Origin of the sequence: Neobacillus sedimentimangrovi (genome assembly GCF_010614825.1) — a bacterium.
Taxonomy (GTDB): Bacteria; Bacillota; Bacilli; order Bacillales; family Cytobacillaceae; genus Neobacillus; species Neobacillus thermocopriae.
The window spans coordinates 38,291-56,246 of record NZ_JAAFZF010000018.1 but is presented as its reverse complement, the minus strand read 5'-3'; the positions used below and the strand labels follow the sequence as shown (position 1 = coordinate 56,246).

General features: G+C 41.4%; 21 protein-coding genes. 1 reads left to right on the top strand and 20 read right to left on the bottom strand.

The genetic code is table 11. The features are described 5' to 3' along the window. From GZA11_RS08340 to GZA11_RS08305, 8 genes are all read right to left on the bottom strand, one after another. Nucleotides 1–184, bottom strand: a 184-nt coding sequence (locus GZA11_RS08340; protein ID WP_163183451.1) for a helix-turn-helix domain-containing protein, incomplete at its 3' end; no start/stop codon positions are given. Between the two features lie 69 nt (nt 185–253). Continuing rightward, nucleotides 254–511: an HPr family phosphocarrier protein gene (locus GZA11_RS08335; protein ID WP_163183450.1), complete on the bottom strand. Its 258-nt coding sequence runs from the start codon at nt 509–511 to the stop codon at nt 254–256. 72 nt (nt 512–583) lie between these two features. Further along, entirely contained in the window at nt 584–1,534 is a 951-nt protein-coding gene (gene whiA, locus GZA11_RS08330; protein ID WP_163183449.1) for a DNA-binding protein WhiA, read from the bottom strand. Between the two features lie 96 nt (nt 1,535–1,630). Further along, a complete protein-coding gene (locus tag GZA11_RS08325; protein ID WP_038537301.1) occupies nt 1,631–2,617 on the bottom strand; it encodes a gluconeogenesis factor YvcK family protein in 987 nt (328 codons plus the stop codon). Next, nucleotides 2,614–3,507: an RNase adapter RapZ gene (gene rapZ, locus GZA11_RS08320; RefSeq protein ID WP_038537303.1), complete on the bottom strand. Its 894-nt coding sequence runs from the start codon at nt 3,505–3,507 to the stop codon at nt 2,614–2,616. Before rapZ ends, GZA11_RS08325 begins: the two co-directional genes overlap by 4 nt. A gap of 23 nt (nt 3,508–3,530) precedes the next feature. Beyond that, nucleotides 3,531–3,989 carry an NUDIX hydrolase gene (locus GZA11_RS08315; RefSeq protein WP_038537305.1) on the bottom strand — a complete coding sequence of 153 codons (459 nt, stop codon included), beginning with the start codon at nt 3,987–3,989 and terminating at the stop codon, nt 3,531–3,533. 394 nt (nt 3,990–4,383) lie between these two features. Next, nucleotides 4,384–5,334: a thioredoxin-disulfide reductase gene (gene trxB / locus GZA11_RS08310; protein ID WP_038537306.1), complete on the bottom strand. Its 951-nt coding sequence runs from the start codon at nt 5,332–5,334 to the stop codon at nt 4,384–4,386. A gap of 99 nt (nt 5,335–5,433) precedes the next feature. Continuing rightward, a complete protein-coding gene (locus GZA11_RS08305) occupies nt 5,434–6,927 on the bottom strand; it encodes a tetratricopeptide repeat protein (RefSeq protein WP_038537308.1) in 1,494 nt (497 codons plus the stop codon). 150 nt (nt 6,928–7,077) lie between these two features. Here GZA11_RS08305 and GZA11_RS08300 point away from each other — a divergent pair, with 150 nt between their 5' ends. Continuing rightward, nucleotides 7,078–7,512 (top strand): hypothetical protein, encoded by a 435-nt coding sequence (locus GZA11_RS08300; RefSeq protein WP_038537309.1) that lies wholly within the window; start codon nt 7,078–7,080, stop codon nt 7,510–7,512. On the opposite strand, the gene hisIE is transcribed toward GZA11_RS08300, so the two are convergent. The 12 genes from hisIE to lgt form a co-directional block, all read right to left on the bottom strand. Further along, nucleotides 7,509–8,138: a bifunctional phosphoribosyl-AMP cyclohydrolase/phosphoribosyl-ATP diphosphatase HisIE gene (gene hisIE / locus GZA11_RS08295; protein ID WP_038537311.1), complete on the bottom strand. Its 630-nt coding sequence runs from the start codon at nt 8,136–8,138 to the stop codon at nt 7,509–7,511. The genes GZA11_RS08300 and hisIE overlap by 4 nt on opposite strands. Nucleotides 8,139–8,276: 138 nt before the next feature. Continuing rightward, nucleotides 8,277–9,038 carry an imidazole glycerol phosphate synthase subunit HisF gene (gene hisF, locus GZA11_RS08290; RefSeq protein WP_163183448.1) on the bottom strand — a complete coding sequence of 254 codons (762 nt, stop codon included), beginning with the start codon at nt 9,036–9,038 and terminating at the stop codon, nt 8,277–8,279. Nucleotides 9,039–9,068: 30 nt separating this feature from the next. Beyond that, the gene (hisA, locus tag GZA11_RS08285) at nt 9,069–9,797 is read right to left on the bottom strand and encodes a 1-(5-phosphoribosyl)-5-[(5-phosphoribosylamino)methylideneamino]imidazole-4-carboxamide isomerase (protein ID WP_163183447.1); all 729 of its coding nucleotides are present in this window, start codon (nt 9,795–9,797) and stop codon (nt 9,069–9,071) included. After that, on the bottom strand, nt 9,794–10,420 hold the full coding sequence (hisH, locus tag GZA11_RS08280; RefSeq protein WP_163183446.1) for an imidazole glycerol phosphate synthase subunit HisH: 627 nt from the start codon (nt 10,418–10,420) through the stop codon (nt 9,794–9,796). The genes hisA and hisH overlap by 4 nt, the downstream gene beginning before the upstream one ends. A 23-nt stretch (nt 10,421–10,443) precedes the next feature. Continuing rightward, entirely contained in the window at nt 10,444–11,031 is a 588-nt protein-coding gene (gene hisB / locus GZA11_RS08275; RefSeq protein ID WP_163183445.1) for an imidazoleglycerol-phosphate dehydratase HisB, read from the bottom strand. Between the two features lie 122 nt (nt 11,032–11,153). Beyond that, nucleotides 11,154–12,437 (bottom strand): histidinol dehydrogenase, encoded by a 1,284-nt coding sequence (hisD, locus tag GZA11_RS08270; protein WP_163183444.1) that lies wholly within the window; start codon nt 12,435–12,437, stop codon nt 11,154–11,156. Beyond that, a complete protein-coding gene (gene hisG, locus GZA11_RS08265; protein WP_038537322.1) occupies nt 12,415–13,086 on the bottom strand; it encodes an ATP phosphoribosyltransferase in 672 nt (223 codons plus the stop codon). The genes hisD and hisG overlap by 23 nt, the downstream gene beginning before the upstream one ends. A gap of 69 nt (nt 13,087–13,155) precedes the next feature. Beyond that, nucleotides 13,156–14,328: an ATP phosphoribosyltransferase regulatory subunit gene (locus GZA11_RS08260; protein WP_163183443.1), complete on the bottom strand. Its 1,173-nt coding sequence runs from the start codon at nt 14,326–14,328 to the stop codon at nt 13,156–13,158. Between the two features lie 596 nt (nt 14,329–14,924). Then, the gene (locus GZA11_RS08255) at nt 14,925–15,470 is read right to left on the bottom strand and encodes an acyltransferase (protein ID WP_163183442.1); all 546 of its coding nucleotides are present in this window, start codon (nt 15,468–15,470) and stop codon (nt 14,925–14,927) included. Beyond that, nucleotides 15,442–16,119, bottom strand: a complete 678-nt coding sequence (gene ppaX, locus GZA11_RS08250) for a pyrophosphatase PpaX (RefSeq protein ID WP_163183441.1) — start codon at nt 16,117–16,119, stop codon at nt 15,442–15,444. Before ppaX ends, GZA11_RS08255 begins: the two co-directional genes overlap by 29 nt. Next, nucleotides 16,119–17,057 (bottom strand): nucleoside recognition domain-containing protein, encoded by a 939-nt coding sequence (locus GZA11_RS08245; protein WP_038541901.1) that lies wholly within the window; start codon nt 17,055–17,057, stop codon nt 16,119–16,121. The genes ppaX and GZA11_RS08245 overlap by 1 nt, the downstream gene beginning before the upstream one ends. Nucleotides 17,058–17,133: 76 nt before the next feature. Next, a complete protein-coding gene (lgt, locus tag GZA11_RS08240) occupies nt 17,134–17,949 on the bottom strand; it encodes a prolipoprotein diacylglyceryl transferase (RefSeq protein WP_038537329.1) in 816 nt (271 codons plus the stop codon). Between the last annotated feature and the right edge of the window lie 7 nt (nt 17,950–17,956).

The following is a 17,956-nucleotide window of genomic DNA, read 5'->3' as shown; positions in this document are numbered from 1 at the left end:
AAAACTGCTTATTTTTCTTGGCTGCCAAACCAATTCGACCAAATTCTTGATAAGCTCGTACCCATCGTCTTAACTGTGATTCTGCTAGTGGCTTATATTTCTTTGCAAGTAATCCACAACCTAATGGGCCATTAAGATATTCTAGTACAACCATCAGCTTAAATTCTTCACTATATTTAGCCATAAAAAACACCCCAAAAGTTAGATTTTAACTCTAACTTTTGGGGTGCAGTACCTGCGGGAACCCTTTTTATTAGTGTTCTTTTTCAACAAAATCGGTTAATGCTTGAATGGCTTTATCCTCGTCTTCCCCATCAGCGATGATGTTAATGACGACTCCGGAACCAAGCGCGAGGCTCATCAGGCCCATGATACTTTTGGCATTCACTTTTTTTCCATCCTTTTCAAGAAAAACATCAGCTGAGAACCGGTTGGCTTCCTGGACAAACAGTGCAGCTGGACGAGCTTGAAGGCCAGTTTTCAATTTTACTTCGACTTGTTTTGCCAACATGTAATTATTCCTCCTCTGCCATATGTGTTTAATTATTTTTTTTAATGGTATAAGTATGATCGGTCCTAAGCATTACTTCAAAGATAGTGATTCTCCTGCGCGCAGCTTTTCAGCAATCTCATCAATTTTCCGAAGGCGATGATTAATGCCAGACTTACTAATCGTGCCTCCTGAAACCATCTCACCTAGTTCTTTCAATGTAACATCTGTATACTTTAATCGGAGCTCAGCAATTTCTCTTAATTTGTCAGGTAAAACTTGTAAGCCAACCGTTTGTTCAATATAACGGATATTCTCAACCTGTCTGATGGAAGCACCAATCGTTTTATTTAAATTTGCCGTTTCACAGTTGACCAGACGATTTACAGAATTGCGCATATCACGAACAATTCGAACATCCTCAAATCGAAGTAACGCATTATGAGCACCAATAATATTTAAAAACTCCGTTATTTTCTCTGCTTCTTTTAAATACGTTATATAGCCTTTTTTCCGTTCAAGTGTTTTGCTGTTAAGTCCGAATGAATTCATTAATTCACATAATGAATCATTATGTTCCTTATAAAGGGAAGAAATTTCTAGATGATAAGAGGACGTTTCCGGATTATTCACCGATCCTCCAGCCAAAAATGCACCGCGTAGATAGGAACGCTTACAACACTTTTTTTTCACAAGCTCAGGAGAAATATCGTGGATAAATGTGAACCCATCCCCCAATATTTTTGTGTCTTCCAAAATTTCTTTTGCCCGTTCCGATAAACGGACAATGTAAACATTATTCTTTTTCAAACGCATTTTTTTACGGACAAGCAATTCGACTTGAACTTGATATCTTTTCTTCAATAACGTATAAATTCTTCTAGCAATCGCCGCATTTTCGGTTTGTATATCGACCACAATTTTACGATTAGAAAAGGAAAGGGAACCGTTCATTCGAATAAGTGCTGAAAGTTCAGCACGTTCACAACACGGTTTCACTTCTAAGTTCGTTAATTCCTTTTTTGTTTCAGAAGCGAAAGACATTCCCTTACCCCCTTTCAACAATAACAATCATTTTTCCTAATAAATAATTGCACTTTACGCTTCGTTTATTTTCTTAAAAATTCCATTTTATTTATTTTACGCTTCATAACGTCTTTTGGTTTCGGTCATTAATAAATTATATAAAATTTTAGCTACTTTTTGTGGGTCATGTCTTAAAGCACCTTTTTCAAGATTGGCGATATCGGCGTGAACAACCTCCAAGCCTAGTTCAGTAAGTTTCTCTAAATCGAAGTGAACCGGATGGGCCAGCTCTTCCTTATAACGAAGCTGAACATCTTCCGGAATCTCCTCTTTATTCACTAGGATGATGTTAATAAAATCATCACAACTCATGTGATCATAAATGGCCTTTACATGATCACTAGCCGTATATCCATGTGTTTCCCCTGCTTGGGTCATAAGATTACAAATATATACTTTTTTGGCTCGTGAACGGCATACTTCATCCCCTAGTTGAGGGACGAGCAGGTTCGGCAACAGGCTGGTATATAGACTTCCTGGTCCAAGAATGATCAAGTCGGCCTTACGAATCGCTTGAATGGTCTCTGGAAGCGGACGGATATTTTTAGGAGTTAAGAAAACCCTTTTAATTTTTTTCCCGGAATACGGGATTTTCGATTCTCCAGAAACGACGGTGCCATCCTCCATTTCCGCATGCAAAACAACGCTTTGATTGGCGGCTGGAAGCACTTTTCCTCGTACATTCAATACCCTGCTCATTTCCTGAATGGCATGAACAAAGTCGCCGGTAATCGAAGTCATTGCGGCTAATATGAGATTGCCGAGCGAATGACCGGAAAGCTCATTGGATGTTTTAAACCGATGCTGAAACATTTCCTCAACAAGTGGTTCCACATCCGAAAGAGCGGCTAACACGTTGCGTATATCGCCAGGTGGAGGGATATGCAGGTCCTCACGGATTTTACCTGAACTGCCGCCATCATCAGCCACTGTTACAATAGCGGTGATATCAACCGGATACTGTTTTAATCCCCTGAGTAAAACCGGTAACCCTGTTCCCCCGCCAATGACGACAATTCTAGGCTGCCCTAATTCTGTCATGTAGTCTTTTCCTTTCTCCTCTCAATGTCACGATGGGAAACAACGGTTCTATAATCTTTTTGGAAATATTTGCCGATATATTCTGCTAAGGCAACAGATCTGTGCTGCCCGCCGGTACAACCAATACCGATGACCAGTTGAGCTTTCCCTTCCCGTTTATAATGTGGAAGCATAAAGCTTAAAAGATCTGTTACTTTTTCCAAAAATTTTTGTGTTTCGTTCCACTTTAATACATAACTCGAGACCTCTTCATCCATTCCGGTTTTTGGACGCATGTGCTCGATATAATGCGGATTCGGCAGGAACCTTACATCAAATACAAGATCGGCATCAATAGGGATTCCATGCTTAAATCCAAATGACATGACATTGACGGTAAAGATTAAATGTTTATTCGCCGTAAACTCAGATAATATCTTCTCACGTAATTCCCGCGGTTTCATATGGGAAGTGTTGTAAATAATTTGTGCTCTCCCTTTTAACTCCTCTAAAAGCTGCCTTTCTTGCTTAATTCCTTCAAGTGGAGCCGCTGTTTTGGCCAACGGATGCGAACGTCTTGTTTCTTTATATCTTCGCACAAGTGTGGCATCATCCGAATCCAAAAACAGGATTTGCGGTGTTACCCAAGAAGTTTCAGCAAGGTCGTCAAGGGCCTTAAAAAGGTGGTCGAAAAATTCCCGACCCCGAAGGTCCATGACGAGAGCAACTTTATTCATTTTATTCCCCGATTCCTTCATGAGTTCAAGGAATTTTGGCAATAATGTAGGAGGTAAATTGTCGACACAGAAAAAACCTAAATCCTCGAAGCTTTGGATAGCAACTGTTTTTCCAGCTCCAGACATTCCGGTAATAATAACCATTTGAATATCACTAGTCGAACCGGTACTCATTGATTCTTCCTCCTAACTAATCTTTAACTTGGGTCTAAACGATAACTAATTAGCTCAAAATCTTTTGTATAAGTAAAAGTACCGTAAATAATGCCTTTTCCATGAATCATGTAATCAATAATATGATAATCACCTGCGGCCATCGGCAGATCTTTTATGTCATCAAAGGAATGCCAAGCAAGTTTTCCCTCTTCCGACTCATCGAGATCTAAACCATCCGAATCGGTAGCAACAAAGGTGAACATCATCCATTCAGAAAGAAGCTGGTCCCCTTCCTTCATAATCATGGTGAAAATCCCTTTTAATTGTGGATTTTTTAAATATACTCCTGTTTCTTCACGGAATTCTCTGATACACGAATCTCGTACCGACTCACCGGGTTCCATTTTTCCTCCTGGCGCAACCCACCAGCCCCGGCGCGGCTTCTTAAGCATCAATACTTTATCATCTTTAATCAACACACAATTGGTGACCCGCTGCAAAGTACTCACCCTCTTGCTAAATATACTAATATAACTACTAATCCATTCTTCTCATTATACTATTTTTATACCACACCCACAATGAATACAAATTTGATAATTCTGTTAACTTTATAGATGTCAGGTATCTTATTTAATAAATTCCCATATCAACATATCCACTCTATATAAACAATATAATAATTTTGTCCACAGACGGTGCCGACACCTTTAAAATGACAAAAAAAAGCACAGGCTGCTGATCCTGTGCGGGAAAAGGTATATATTTCTAAAAGGGGGTCAATTAGTATTAATTATACCGTATTTTTATTTCATCATTGTTACATTTGAGTTAAAACCGCTTTACTTTTTTACATGATTGAAGCGTCCTATTTTAGGACGCTTTTCTTGGACATTATTGTACTTGTTTTAATTTTTCTTTTAGTTCTTCTACATAGTGCTGAGCGCTTTGAGCAGCGATACTACCGTCCCCTGTTGCTGTAACAATTTGACGGAGCATTTTTTCACGAATATCTCCTGCGGCAAAAATGCCCGGAACTTTCGTCTCCATTCGGTCGTTCGTTTCAATATAACCGTTTTCGTTTGTAATCCCAAGTTTTTCGAAAGGCTTAGATAATGGTACCATGCCAATATAAATAAATACCCCATCAGCTGGCAACTCCTGTTCTTTGCCATCTACCGTCGACACAAGCGTCACACTGCCGACTTTCCCATCCTTTTCATTAATGGACTTCACGGTATGGTTCCATATAAAATCGACTTTCTCATTAGCGAACGCACGATCTTGCAAAATCTTTTGCGCTCTTAGTTCGTCACGGCGATGAACAATCGTTACTTTTGAAGCAAAACGTGTTAAATACACACCCTCTTCAACAGCCGAGTCTCCTCCACCGATGACAAATAGCTCTTTCCCTTTAAAGAAAGCCCCATCACAAACGGCGCAATAAGAAACTCCGCGTCCGCTAAGCTCTTGTTCTCCTGGAACACCAAGCTTTTTATATTCTGCACCGGCTGCAATTATCACGGAATAAGTCTTGTACTGCTTTGAACCCGCCACAACGACTTTATAATCACCATGGTCAATAATTTCTTTAATATCTCCATAGGCATATTCAGCACCAAATTTTTTCGCATGTTCAAACATTTTCGTGGATAATTCAGGTCCTAAAATACTTTCAAAACCCGGATAGTTTTCTATATCCTCTGTATTAGCCATTTGTCCACCAGGCATTCCACGCTCAATCATCAATGTGGATAGGTTGGCCCTTGACGTATATACAGCTGCTGTCATTCCTGCAGGACCAGCACCGACAATAATGACATCATAAATTTTTTCTTCCGTCATTTGGATCACTCCTAAAAAAAATACGATTAAGTATAGCATTCCCTACTTAATCGTATTAAACAAATGATTTTCCGTCCAAATATCTGCTCAAATCGGGCACTATTGTAACAATTCGTTCACTCGTTTGACATATTTTCCAATGGTCGCTTTCGAGATGCCGTAACGTTGGGCAACCTCTTGCTGGGAGACTTTCTCACTGCGCAGTCTGTGCCATACATATTCAACGGCACCTGCCCAAGCACGTTTATTTTTCAATTGAATGTTTGCTTTCAAAACTTCAACAAAAACAGTGAACCACATCAAGTACAAACCGGCTTCAACGGTGCCGATTGGATGATGGCTTTCATAAAATAATTGTGCCACTTCCTGAGCATCCGCGACCCGGGACGGTCTTCCTGAACGGATATGTGAGATGTATTCTTTTTCCAATGACGTAAACTTTGGATTTTGGGACAAACGTTTCGATTGGATAATCTCATCTTTTTTACTTGAAACCGTTGTTAAAAATAAGGCAAACAACCGCTCCTCAACATAGTCACTTTCAAGCTTTTGAAAAATAGAACCAGAATGGTCTTCAAATCCATTGGCCACTGCTTGCTCTTCTTTCCATGGTTCGAAACCTTCTTTGTCTGGACTTAATTCAAGCACTTTTTTCCATATGTTTTGAGCAAAGACTTCATGGCCCATAAAATAAGCAGAATAGGACAACCAATAATAGAATGGCCCATCCCCATCAAATCCGGATTTATATAATTTTTTCAACCACATATAGGCAAGCTCATATTCACCAACAAGTGCAAAAGATGTACCAAGCTTATATTGATGCTCGCTCAATATCGGCTGAATTTTTTTTAAGGTGTCTACCATCTGGTTCACAAACTTTAACTTTCCTTGGTAATGAGCAAACACCATCTTGTTGCAAAGGGCATGAAGATTTCCTGGATTCTTCTTTAGCACCTCATCCAAAATGGACTCTGCTTTTTCATTTTTACCTAAATAAAAATAAGCTAGTGCTAAATTATTGTAAGCAGACCAATATTCAGGATATTCCTTAATCACTTCCGTTAACAATTCAATCGCTTTTGGGAAATACCCTGATTCTAGTAATTCACGTGCCTGTTCTTGCTTAACAATTAAATCATCCTGAGGATCATACTCCTCATCAAGACCATCATATTCAAATGCCAAAATCTCAAGCAATTCCTGTGCGTCTTCCGAAAAATCACCATCCGGGTCAAGTTCTAAATACAATTTAACATGGTGATACGCATCTTTAAAAAATCCCAAATGGGCGTAATTATTCGCTAAGAAGTAGTGGCATTCCACCATTTCATCGTCTAGATCTTCGAGGATGAGATGCAGGAGTCGATTGGAATCTTCAAACTCGCCAAGTTCTGTTGAAACAATGGCCAGTTGGCATGCAATCATCGGCTCGCCCGGCTCAAGCTGTAGCGCCCGGCTTAAATATTTTTTTGCTTTGAAAAAATCACGGCGATGGTATGCCTTAATTCCTTTCTTAAAATAATATTCCCCCGTCGGAATAAACGACAGGATTTTCCCTTTTTCCTTTCTTGCTTTTGCGTCTTTACTCATGCAATCCTCCATCATCCTTTAATAACTTATGTAGTATAACACATTTTGGACTTGTACGAGAAGCGATTGCCTATGATGAAAACTGGTAATTTTTTTGCAGAGGGTTCGTCATTCGTTTTTAGGAGACTCTATAGATAAGGATGGTGTTGCATGATGCGAAAGGTGTTATGTAGCGTTGTTTTCTTTTTATTCCTTTCCACAAATGCGCTAGCCCAAACAAAACAAGTCGAAATTTTTGATATTGAAAAAGGAAAAGTCGTACAACTCGTTCCAACATCTTCAGAAATACAAAAAGAAGCATCTACCTTTCTTCAAGGGATTTCAGGGGTATACACGAAAGTTCGACCGATCCCTGAGAAAGGTTATATGATAAAATTTCCATTAGAACCTTCGATTATGGTCGATAACCAATGGTTTAAAGGTCTTGTGGACGAAGTAGTGATTATTTTTCCTGAACAGGAGAAGCCATTTTTAATGGTATTTGATGATGAAAACCGATTGCACTTTTATCATTTTGATGGCAATACCGATCGTTTTTTGAACCTCTTACATTTTCAGCCACAAAATGGAACCGGTCCTAATTAGGACCGGTTTTTGTGACGTTTTTCTAATGTCCGTAATACTTCTTTAAATGGAAGATCTTGTTCGACTAGTAATACGAGCAAGTGATAGAGCAAATCAGCAGCTTCCCATTTTAATTCTTCATGTTCTCGGTTTTTCGCGGCAATAATAACCTCAGATGCCTCTTCCCCAATTTTTTTTAAGATTTTGTCAAGCCCTTTTTCAAAAAGATAGGTTGTATAAGCACCTTCTGGTCGTTCCTTGTAACGTTGTTGAATGACCTTTTCAAGCGTTTGTAAAAACTGATAGTTCGCAAGACGAGGGGAGCGTTCGGAAACGGCTTCCTCGGAAAAGCAGCTAACGGCACCAGTATGGCATGCTGGCCCTTTTGGTTTTACTTGAATGAGCAGGGCATCTTGATCACAATCATATTTGATACTTACGACCGACTGGGTATTGCCACTTGTAGCTCCCTTATGCCAAAGCTCTTGGCGAGAGCGGCTATAAAACCATGTTTCACCTGTTTCCAACGTCTTTTCGAGTGACTCTTCATTCATATAAGCCAGTGTTAAAACTTTCATGGTTTCAGCATCCTGAATGATCGCTGGAACAAGTCCTTTTTCATCAAATCGGACAGTATCTTTTATCATTTGTTTCTCCCCCTTTTGACATGGATATGAAGGTTTGATGGTTATCTAATTTTCGGCCGAATATTCCCGATAGATCTATCCAAATTTTGACCATACTAAAACCAAATTCCCGAAATGGAAATCCAAAACCGATGTCCCTTAACGTACCGGAATTCCCTTCATTCGCAAATAGTTTTTTACTTCTTGAACAGAAGTTTCTTTATAGTGAAAAATGGAGGCGGCTAACGCAGCATCTGCTTTCCCTTCTATAAACGCTTCCGCAAAATGAGCTGCATTACCAGCGCCACCTGAAGCAATGACCGGAATCGAAACGGCTTCACTGACAGCCTTTGTTAAAGATAGATCAAAGCCATTTTTCTCTCCGTCACTATCCATACTTGTAAGCAAGATTTCCCCAGCTCCTAATTTTTCGGCCTCCATGGCCCATTCAAGAACCGTTCTTTCCGTTTTCCGGCGTCCGCCATGCGTATACACACGCCAAGTTCCAAGCTCATCGTCATATTTGACATCGATAGCGACAACGATGCACTGAGAACCAAAGAAGCTTGCTCCTTCGCGAATCAAATCTGGATTTAACACAGCTGCTGTATTTAAGGACACTTTATCTGCGCCTGCTCGAAGAATGTTTTTCATATCATCAAGCGTGTTAATCCCACCACCAACAGTAAAGGGAATGGCGAGTTCTGAAGCCACTGCTTTTACGACCTCAACCATTGTTTTCCTTCCCTCCACTGAAGCAGAAATATCAAGAAACACAAGTTCATCGGCCCCTTGTTGATCATATACGCGTGCTAATTCAACTGGATCACCGGCATCACGAAGCTGGACAAATTGAATTCCCTTCACCACACGACCTTCTTTCACATCTAGACAAGGGATAATTCGTTTCGTTAACGTCATGTATGTTCACCTCCAGTGAAGAAAGGCTCTTTAGACCTGTACAGTTTGAAGTGCTTCTATTAAGGTAAAACGTTTTTCATAAAGGGCCTTTCCGACGATAGCCCCACTGATTCCTTTTGTAGTTTGAAGAGCCTCTAAATCCGTAAGGCTGCTGACTCCGCCTGATGCAATAACATTTTTTCCAGTGATTTCAGCCAATTCACGGACAGCAGCAATATTAGGACCTGTGAGCATTCCGTCTGTTGCAATATCCGTAAAAATAAATGTTTCCGCTCCGGCGTCAGCAAAACGCTTGCCAAGCTCAATTGCCCGAACTTCGGAAGTATCGAGCCAGCCATGGGTTGCTACGTACCCATTTTTTGCATCAATCCCTACTGCAATCTGGCTGCCATACTTTCGAATCATTTCCATTGCAAATTCGGGTTGGGATATAGCTATGCTTCCAATAATGACACGGTCCACTCCGTTCTCTAAATAGTGAACGATATCAGCCTCAGAACGAATTCCTCCACCTATTTGGATTTTTACCTGCGGCAGCTTTTGGGCCGCTTCAATTACAAAACGATCATTGATCCTCTTTCCATCCTTGGCACCATCAAGATCCACCATATGGATCCATTCCGCCCCGTCTGCTGCAAAAGTTTGAGCCATATCAAAAGGGGAAGAGCTGTATACCGTCTCCTTGTCATAATCTCCCTGGAGAAGGCGGACACATTTGCCTCCCCGCATATCAATTGCTGGATATAGGATAAAACTCATCGTACCGCCTCCCTTTCAACTGCCATTTTTAAAAAATTGGATAATAACGCCATTCCCAGCTTACTGCTTTTTTCCGGATGGAATTGCATACCAAATATATGGTCCTTGCCAACAACCGCCGCTACCTGCTCGTGATATTCGGCTTTGGCAATTAAGACCTCTGAGTTCGAAGCATCCACATAATAGGAATGAACGAAATAGACGTAATCTTCATTCAAATTTTCTAGAAGAGGGGATGGCTTTACAAAATCAAGACGGTTCCAACCCATATGTGGAACTTTATACAGAACCCCTTCCTTCGTTTTGCCCGGGAACCTTCGTACACTTCCAGGGAGTAAGCCTAACCCTTTGGTCAAACCATTTTCCTCACTTGTTTCAAACAGCAGCTGCATTCCAAGACAAATACCAAGGAGTGGTTTTCCTGTCTTCGCAAATTCCTTAATTGTATCCACAGGAAGGCGATCCATGGCATCACGGAAAGAACCGACCCCTGGAAGAATTAGCGCGTCCGCGTTAAGCAACTCCTGTTTATCAGCGGAAATCCAATAATTTGCCCCCAGCCGTTCCAGTGCTTTACTAACACTGAATAAATTTCCCATTCCATAATCGACAATACCAATCATTGTAAACATCCTTTCCTGGTGCCTTATAGCATCCCTTTCGTGGACGGGATCCCTTTGATTCGCGGGTCGATGGTTGTCGCTTCGTCCAGTGCGCGAGCCATAGCTTTAAAAATCGCTTCGATGATGTGGTGTGTGTTTTTTCCGTAATGGACGATTACATGTAGATTCATTCGTGCTTCAAGTGCGAATTTCCACAAAAATTCATGAACAAGTTCTGTATCGAAAGTGCCCACTTTTTGAGAAGGGAAATCGGCTCTCATTTCTAAATGTGGACGATTGCTTAGATCGACAACGACTTGAGCCAACGCTTCGTCCATTGGAACAAAGGCATTCCCGTAACGCTTAATACCTCTTTTATCTCCAAGCGCTTCCTTGAGTGCCTGACCAAGACAAATTCCGATATCCTCTGTTGTATGGTGGTCGTCAACCTCGATATCTCCTTTTGCTTCTACCGTTAAATTAAACTGGCCGTGCTTGGTGAACAAATCAAGCATATGAGTCAGAAAAGGCACACCCGTTTCAAGATTGGAACGGCCTTCTCCATCAATATCTAATGTCAGTTGAATGCTTGTTTCATTTGTTGTTCGCTCAATTTTGGCTGTTCTTTCCATGATGAGTCCCCCTTGATTTCTTCTTTTAAATGTACTGAAAACTTCTGCTATCAAAAAATGAAATTTATGATTATCCCTTTAGACGATGAAAGCATTGTCCAAAAGATGGGCTCTTTTCTTCCTTAATGCGTCTCCCGAACGTTTTTTAACCGTATTTCGACCGCACGAGCGTGGGCCTCAAGCCCTTCTACGCGAGCAAATTCCGCTATTTTTTCTCCATTTTCCATCAGAGCCTTTTCACTGTAAAAAATCACGCTCGATTTTTTCTGAAAATCATCCACATTGAGAGGACTTGAAAAGCGGGCAGTTCCATTGGTTGGGAGCACATGATTCGGTCCGGCAAAATAGTCACCTACCGGCTCCGTGCTGTAACGGCCAATAAAAATGGCCCCCGCATGGCGAATTTTCCCAATAAGCTCTATTGCATTTTCCGTTATTATTTCAAGGTGCTCTGGTGCTAATTGATTGATGGTTTCAATGGCCTCATCCATACAGGATGTCACATAGATCATACCGTAATCGGCAATGGACCTGGCTGCGATATCCTGACGCAAAAGCAACTTCAACTGCCGTTCCACTTCGACCGAAACAGCCTCCGCCAATGCTTGGGAAGGGGTAACTAAAACACTGCAGGCTCTTGGATCGTGTTCAGCCTGGGATAATAAGTCTGCCGCCACTTCATCCGCACGGGCTGTATCATCTGCCAAGATAGCAATCTCACTTGGACCGGCAATCATGTCAATGTCGACATCTCCAAATACTTCCCGCTTTGCCAAGGCAACATATATATTTCCTGGACCGGTAATTTTATCAACAGGTTGGATCGTTTCCGTCCCATAAGCTAATGCTGCAATAGCTTGTGCCCCACCTACCTTGTAGATCTCATGAACACCCGCTTCCTTTGCTGCTACAAGCACGGGTGCGGGCAGTTTCCCTTCACGATCCGGAGGAGATACCATCACGATTCTTTTCACGCCAGCTACCATGGCTGGAATGACGTTCATTAACACTGATGATGGGTATGCCGCCGTTCCACCGGGTACGTAGACACCAACAGAATCTAACGGGGTAATTTTTTGTCCAAGAATCGTTCCATTCTCTTGCGTTGTCATCCAAGATGGACGAAGCTGTTTTTCATGATAAGCTCGGATATTTTCTGCTGCTTCACGGACGATGGAAATAAAACGGGTATCCGTCTGTGCATATGCATCCGCCATTTCTTCTTCTGTTACCGAAAAACTTGAAAGGCAAACCCCATCCAATTTTTCTGTAAATTCTTTTAAAGCTGCGTCTCCAAATCTCCGTACTTTGGCAATAATTTCTTTTACAACAGCCTTCTGCTCGTCATTTCCTGATTCAATAGAACGTTTGATGGACACTAAATCAGTTACTTGTTGGATTTTCATTTTTCAACAAACCTCCCGTTTCGTATGAGACTACTTCATGAAGCCGGGCTACCAATTCGTCGATGAATACGTCCTTCATTCGATAACTAACAGGATTGACGATCAGCCTTGAAGTCACATCTTCAATTTTTTCATATTCCACTAGTCCGTTTTCCTTTAACGTTCGTCCGGTCGAAACAATATCGACAATTCGGTCAGACAGGCCGATGAGAGGGGCAAGCTCGATAGACCCATTTAAAGTAATGATTTCCACTTGTTCCCCCTGTTCCCTGAAATATGCTTCCGCGACCTTTGGATATTTCGTGGCCACTCTTGGTGCCACATCGTTCATTTCTGTATCAGGAAGTCCGGCGACGGCAAGATAGCAGTAGCTAATTTTCAGATCAAGGAGCTCATACACATCGCGTTCCTCCTCAAGCAACACATCTTTCCCGGCAATGCCGACATCCGCCACGCCATGCTCCACGTAGGTCGCTACATCCATCGGCTTAGCTAAAATAAACCGCAAGTTCTCTTCAGGAACATCAATAATTAATTTTCTTGATTCATCAAATTCTTGCGGCAGCTTGTAACCAGCCTTTCGAAGTAATTCCACTGCCTCTTTAAAAATCCGGCCCTTCGGCATGGCTATGGTTAATCCATCCTTCATCAACCGCACCTCCTGACCATGAAATATCGCAATCTTTCTTTAAAAAAATTCCGTCTATTCAATGTATTGTTATTCACTATCACGACCTCCAATTAACAAGGTCGACCCTGCAAATTTTTTAGTGAATTTATCCAAGTCTTTCACTCCAGTAATATCTTGTAGAACAACCTTTTTCCCTTTAGAGTGAAACTGCTGGGCAAGCCCAAAGGCTTCCTTTCTCCGTTCTTGGCTGAAAAAAATGCAATGCATCTCATTTTCAAGTGTTTTTCCTCCAAGCGCCTCTAACAACCGATCAAGCCGGAGGGCAAAACCGGTCGCCGTTGCTTTTTTCCCAAACTTTTCTATTAAACTATACCGGCCTCCATTCCCAATTGGAAAGCCAACATTCCCCGCATATACTTCAAACAAAATACCGGTGTAATAGCTCATGTGACTGACGATGGATAAATCAAACTTCACATATTCTTCAAAACCATAATCCTTGATCACTCGCCAAAGCTCTTGCAGTTCAAGGATTGCCTGCTTCCCTTTGTCATTTTCGGTAATGCTATGTGCTTTAGCGAGAACCTCTTCTCCGCCTCTTAACTGCAACAGCTTAAGCAGTCTTTGCTTATCAATCATGGAAAGATCGAACGACTGGACACTTTCACGATAACCAACATAATTTTTTTCATATAAAAATTTCCTTAGTGTAGTGGTCCGGCCGTTTGTTCCGAGTATTTGCATAAACAGTTCTTGGGCGAAACCGACATGACCCACGGAAACTTGAAATTGGTCTAGTCCCGCTTTTTTCAAAGAGGAAATGAGTAAAGCAATAACTTCCCCATCGCAAGAAATAGTTGAGTCATTTATATACTCCACACCTATTTGCTCAAATTCCGCTGGTCGGCCTCCCTCTCGCTCCTGGGCCCGAAACACATTGGCAGAATAGGCTAATCGGATTGGTATGTCCTCCTTTAATAGCTTTGATGCAGCTACACGAGCAATTGGTGTCGTCATTTCTGGCCGTAGAACAAGAGTATGTCCCTCTTTATCCAGCAATTTAAAGAGCTGGGCATCATCAATCGCAGATGCTTTCCCGACGGTTTCATAGTATTCAAGAGCAGGGGTTTCGATAAATTGATATCCCCAAAGCTTCATGGTTTCGGCTATGTCGGAACGAACACGATCCTTTTTTTCATAGAGCTCCGGTAGTGTATCCCGCATCCCTAATGGTTTCTCAAACATAAACAAACGGCTCATTCAGCTCATTCCTTTTCAAAACACTTTAGTTTGCTAAATTATTAGAGAATTAAAGTTAATAATTAGTAGTTTAACTCTTATGGTAGATTTCGTCAATGAAAAAAGATTATAAATTGTAAGAATAATATTACCCACTTCTAATGGTTGTCAATAGAATCCACAGAAAGTTTTTTAAATGATTAAAATATTTTTCAATTTTGTCTTCTTTCCGCTATTTTTATCCCACACAATAATGGACAATTTCAGGAAAACAAAGGAATTCTGGTCATTGGCGTAGTACTTCATAGGAGATGTTGAGGGTGGGAAAATAAAGGTGGCTCGCCTTTAGTCGAAGGATACATTCTTATCTTTTAGGATCTGTTAATGACATGTTGATATTTGACTACGTTTAATGCTAAGCACAATCTTGATAGGTTACAAAATCTTCTCTGCTTTTGGGCGTTTCAAAAAGGAAGGATAAGCTTTGAAAGGAGGACACAAGGAAAGTCTGAAACTATTTTTTTATTAAATAAACTATGTAAGTTACTTTAAGATGGGGAAAGTAAATGGACTAATCATTTATATAAAATTAAAAAAGCCCGGTCGTATAAACCAGGCTATTGGGACAAGTTATTCTGTTTACCGTAAATGGGGTCATCGGCCCAGCGCTCAGCAAGCTGTTCTTTTGTATAAATAATCTGCATCGGGTTACCGCCGACAAAGGCGCCAGCAGGGATATCCTTATGGACATAAGTCCCCGCCGAGACAATGGCCCCGTCACCGATTGTGACGCCCGGCATGATCGTTGAGTTGGCTCCGATCATAACTTCATTGCCAATCACCACATTCCCGAGTCGGTATTCTTTGATTAAATATTCATGAGTCAGAATGGTTGTATTAAAACCAATAACGGTGTTGTGGCCGACTGTAATTTTTTCCGGAAACATGAGGTCAGGCATAACCATGAGGGCTAAAGCCGTCTTATCTCCGATTTTCATCCCAAGAAACGTACGGTACAGCCAATTTTTCACACTTAAAAATGGCGTATAACGGCCTAATTGTATAACAATGAAATTTTTGACAACTTTCCAAAACGAGACCGTTGAATAAAGTTGCCACAGGGAATTAGCTCCCTCAACGCGGTAGCGTGCCGTTTTCCTCATTGGCTTCCCCCTCGAGGATCTTTAATAAATCTGGCATTTGCTCTAAGATGTAATCTGGTTGATAGGTTTCGATATATTCTCTCCCTTTAATGGACCAGGCAACACCGGCTGTCTTCACACCAGCATTTTTCCCTCCGAGAATATCATGAAAATTATCTCCCACCATCATGGCCTCTTCCGGCTTAGAATCCAACTTCTCCAGAGCCAGAAAAATTGGTTCCGGATCCGGCTTTACTTTCTTGACATGCTCAAACCCAATGACGACGTCAAAATATGGTTCAAGCCCTGTTAGTCGTAGTCCCATTAATGCTACATCGTACCGCTTGGTTGTGACAACCGCCAACTTATAACCCTTATCCTTTAATGTTTGAATGGTTTCCAAAACCCCTGGGAATTCCTTCACGAGCGCATCGTGATTAGCAATATTAAAGGTACGGTATACTTGAATCATTTCCTCTGCCCGATTCGGATCAATACTGCTAAACGCTTCATGAAGAGTCGGCCCCATAAACGGCAGAACATCATCACGTTTATATTTACCCGGATAATATTGTTCAAGAGTATGCAAATAGGAAGTAATGATTAATTCATTGGTATCAATTAACGTTCCATCTAAGTCAAATAGTAATGTAGTGATTTTCTTACTCATTAGGTCGCTTCCTTTCTTCGTAACAGGCCGGACCGCTTCCAAATCGCACCGACAATTAATGTTAGTAAAATGGCTACCCCCAAACGAATGAGGAACAATGGCCAGACCGGGATGCCAAGTGGAACAAAGATGAGCGTATCTTCAATGACGGCATGACAAGCAACTAGAAAAATAAATGCCAGCGTGACGTCTTTCTGACTAACTCCGTCCTCTTCGACGGCTTGAATCATCACACCTGCACCATAGGCAAGGCCAAACAACAGCCCGGCCGCCATAGTGGTTGAGGTGTTCTCTTCCATACCAAGGGATCTTGTGACAGGAGCCATCGTTCTAGAAAAATTTTTTAGCCATTGTAAATCTTTTAGTATTTGTATGACCAACATAAGCGGAATAACAATCATCGCAAGTTGCAGAATTCCAAGCCCTGCTTTTTCAATGGATTCCAAAAGAATGGCCGCCAAGTCCGTAGCAGGTTCGCTCTTTGCTTGGATCAAACCATATTTGGCCGGCTCTTCCCCGCCTTGCCAAACCAAATGAATAATGGCAGCCGATACAAATGCTAACCCGAGTCTAGTCGTCAAGATCACCCAAAGCTTGACGCCCACTTTGACGGCTACACCCGACTCAATCAATAGATTGTGTGAAAACGAGAGCATTACTGCTAGAATAAATACTTCTTTTACTGATAGATCAAGGGTTAAGATGGCTCCAATGGCAGCATACAGATTTAGAAAATTTCCTAACACAAGTGGAATGGCCGCATCTCCTGATAAGCCGATCAGCTTCATCAGCGGTGTAATCATTTTAATTGCCCATGGTAATATGGGTGTGTATTGAAGCACCGACACAATGAGAGTGACCGGAAAAATGATTTTCCCCAATGTCCATGTTGTCTTTAAGCCAACTTGCAGACCTTTTTTTGCTGAGTCTAACAGCACTTCCAACACTCCCCCTTATGATAAAACATCGCTGTTTTTTTATCTAAATCAAACGATGCATAGTCGGTTGAAAAAACTAATTTTCCGAGTCTAAATATCTCAAATCAGACAGCTGCTTCTTGCGGCGATAAAGGAGAAGGGCTATTGACCCGACAATTAAAACAATCGAGATCATTTGAGCCATTCGTAACTCTCCCAACATGAGACTGTCTGTACGCATTCCTTCGATAAAATATCGGCCTACCGAATACCAAATGACATACGTTAAAAACATCTCACCACGACGTAAATTCACGCGGCGTAGTAAAAGTAAGAAAATAAACCCGGCCAAATCCCAAATCGACTCGTAGAGAAATGTTGGGTGATAGTATGAACCATTAATATACATCTGATTAATAATAAAATCTGGTAAATATAAATTCTCAAGAAACTCCCGGGTAACCTCGCCACCATGGGCTTCCTGATTCATAAAGTTTCCCCAGCGACCAATAGCCTGCCCTAGGATAATACTTGGGGCGGCAATATCGGCCAGTTTCCAAAAAGAAATTCCCCGCTTTTTAGAAAAAACATAAGCCGTCAGCACGGAACCAATAAGAGCACCATGAATGGCGATCCCGCCATTCCAAATTTGCGGAATCGCTGCTAAATTATTTTTATAATAATCCCATTCAAAAATAACATAATAAATCCGTGCTGAAATAATGGCGATCGGAATCGCCCACAGTAATAAATCAGCAAAGGTATCCTTCGGCAACCCGCGGCGATTGCCTTCCTTCATAGCTATGTACATGGCCAGTGCCAAACCAACACCTATGATAATTCCATACCAATGAACCTGAATCGGCCCAAGTGAAAAGGCAATCGGATCCAGTGGCTGAATATGTTCGTTCATTCTATCC

What these genes read in the sequence shown, in the direction of transcription:
- GZA11_RS08335 (WP_163183450.1), bottom strand. Translation starts at nt 511, where the DNA reads ATGTTGGCAAAACAAGTCGAAGTAAAATTGAAAACTGGCCTTCAAGCT.
- whiA (WP_163183449.1), bottom strand. Translation starts at nt 1,534, where the DNA reads ATGTCTTTCGCTTCTGAAACAAAAAAGGAATTAACGAACTTAGAAGTG.
- GZA11_RS08325 (WP_038537301.1), bottom strand. Translation starts at nt 2,617, where the DNA reads ATGACAGAATTAGGGCAGCCTAGAATTGTCGTCATTGGCGGGGGAACA.
- rapZ (WP_038537303.1), bottom strand. Translation starts at nt 3,507, where the DNA reads ATGAGTACCGGTTCGACTAGTGATATTCAAATGGTTATTATTACCGGA.
- trxB (WP_038537306.1), bottom strand. Translation starts at nt 5,334, where the DNA reads ATGACGGAAGAAAAAATTTATGATGTCATTATTGTCGGTGCTGGTCCT.
- GZA11_RS08305 (WP_038537308.1), bottom strand. Translation starts at nt 6,927, where the DNA reads ATGAGTAAAGACGCAAAAGCAAGAAAGGAAAAAGGGAAAATCCTGTCG.
- GZA11_RS08300 (WP_038537309.1), top strand. Translation starts at nt 7,078, where the DNA reads ATGATGCGAAAGGTGTTATGTAGCGTTGTTTTCTTTTTATTCCTTTCC.
- hisIE (WP_038537311.1), bottom strand. Translation starts at nt 8,138, where the DNA reads ATGATAAAAGATACTGTCCGATTTGATGAAAAAGGACTTGTTCCAGCG.
- hisF (WP_163183448.1), bottom strand. Translation starts at nt 9,038, where the DNA reads ATGACGTTAACGAAACGAATTATCCCTTGTCTAGATGTGAAAGAAGGT.
- hisA (WP_163183447.1), bottom strand. Translation starts at nt 9,797, where the DNA reads ATGAGTTTTATCCTATATCCAGCAATTGATATGCGGGGAGGCAAATGT.
- hisH (WP_163183446.1), bottom strand. Translation starts at nt 10,420, where the DNA reads ATGATTGGTATTGTCGATTATGGAATGGGAAATTTATTCAGTGTTAGT.
- hisB (WP_163183445.1), bottom strand. Translation starts at nt 11,031, where the DNA reads ATGGAAAGAACAGCCAAAATTGAGCGAACAACAAATGAAACAAGCATT.
- hisD (WP_163183444.1), bottom strand. Translation starts at nt 12,437, where the DNA reads ATGAAAATCCAACAAGTAACTGATTTAGTGTCCATCAAACGTTCTATT.
- hisG (WP_038537322.1), bottom strand. Translation starts at nt 13,086, where the DNA reads ATGAAGGATGGATTAACCATAGCCATGCCGAAGGGCCGGATTTTTAAA.
- GZA11_RS08260 (WP_163183443.1), bottom strand. Translation starts at nt 14,328, where the DNA reads ATGAGCCGTTTGTTTATGTTTGAGAAACCATTAGGGATGCGGGATACA.
- GZA11_RS08255 (WP_163183442.1), bottom strand. Translation starts at nt 15,470, where the DNA reads ATGAGGAAAACGGCACGCTACCGCGTTGAGGGAGCTAATTCCCTGTGG.
- ppaX (WP_163183441.1), bottom strand. Translation starts at nt 16,119, where the DNA reads ATGAGTAAGAAAATCACTACATTACTATTTGACTTAGATGGAACGTTA.
- lgt (WP_038537329.1), bottom strand. Translation starts at nt 17,949, where the DNA reads ATGAACGAACATATTCAGCCACTGGATCCGATTGCCTTTTCACTTGGG.